Consider the following 1,067-nt stretch of genomic DNA (forward strand, 5'->3'; position numbering starts at 1 on the left):
ATAGAAAGGTCAGAATCAATTTCTTTTATTATTTCAATGCTTTTTTGAGAAGCAAAAAATTCGAGATCTTTTGTGATTGCACCTATTAACTTTGAAGGATTAACTTCCTCTACTTTTAGTTTGAAGGTGTGTTGTTCTAATTTCGATACGCTTAAAATTTCACGAACTAATTGTTCCATACTTTCAATAATTTGATGATTTTTCTTTAAATATTGATCGCGATTTTGATAAGGGCCAATATTGTATATCATTCCTTCTAAGTATCCTTTCATTACAGTAAGAGGGGACTTTAATTCATGTGCTACAATCGCAAAAAACTCTCTGCGTTTTGTTTCTATTTCTCTTTCTTTTTCAATATCATTTTTTAATTGTTCATTTGCTTTTTTCAAATCAAACATAGCTTGTTGCAAGTTAATAGACATGTCATTCAAACTATTAGATAATTCTCCTAACTCATCTGTAGAGCGAACCTCAATTTTTTCGGAGAAATCTAAATTTGCCATCTTTTGTGCACCTTCATTAATATAAATAAGTGGCTTTGTAATAAACCTGGAATAAAAATAAGCACTTCCTATACCAATAACGAGCACAATGATACTAATATAGGGGAGAAAGCGTACTAAAACCTGTGAAGCTTCATCAATCGGTTGAAATGTAGCAAACACTATAAGCGTTAAACTACCATCTTGAAATTGAATTGGTTTCGTAACGTTATATGAATTGCTAAGGGTACTTGCATTCTCGAATCGTGTTGCTTTAGTAACTACTGTTTTTTGCGTACCACTTTGAATAAAAGAAAATGAAGGAGAGTAAATAATTACTCCTTCTTTATTTTGAAGATAAAGCATCGCATTATTTTTTTTGGCGTATTCATCAAAAAGTGGTATCGCATCTTGAAACATAAGATTTTTAGATTTATCAATGATTTCGTTTATCCCTGTTTGAAGTTGATCTGTTTTATATTGCTCATAAAACGTCGGAAGAAAGAAGTATAAAGTTAAATAAATCAATACTGCAAAGGATAATAAAATGAGAGATGTAGTCATAAAGAGTTTATAAGTAATTTG

The 1,067-nt window shown here is 30.3% G+C and carries 1 protein-coding gene; it reads right to left on the reverse strand.

What is annotated here, in order from left to right; genetic code table 11:
* Positions 1-1,067, reverse strand: a 1,067-nt coding sequence (locus ACQGS6_RS29195; RefSeq protein WP_426966086.1) for a histidine kinase dimerization/phospho-acceptor domain-containing protein, incomplete at both ends; no start/stop codon positions are given.

Source organism: Bacillus sp. GMs2/2 (assembly GCF_050172095.1).
In the GTDB taxonomy this organism is placed as follows: Bacteria; Bacillota; Bacilli; order Bacillales; family Bacillaceae_G; genus Bacillus_A; species Bacillus_A cereus.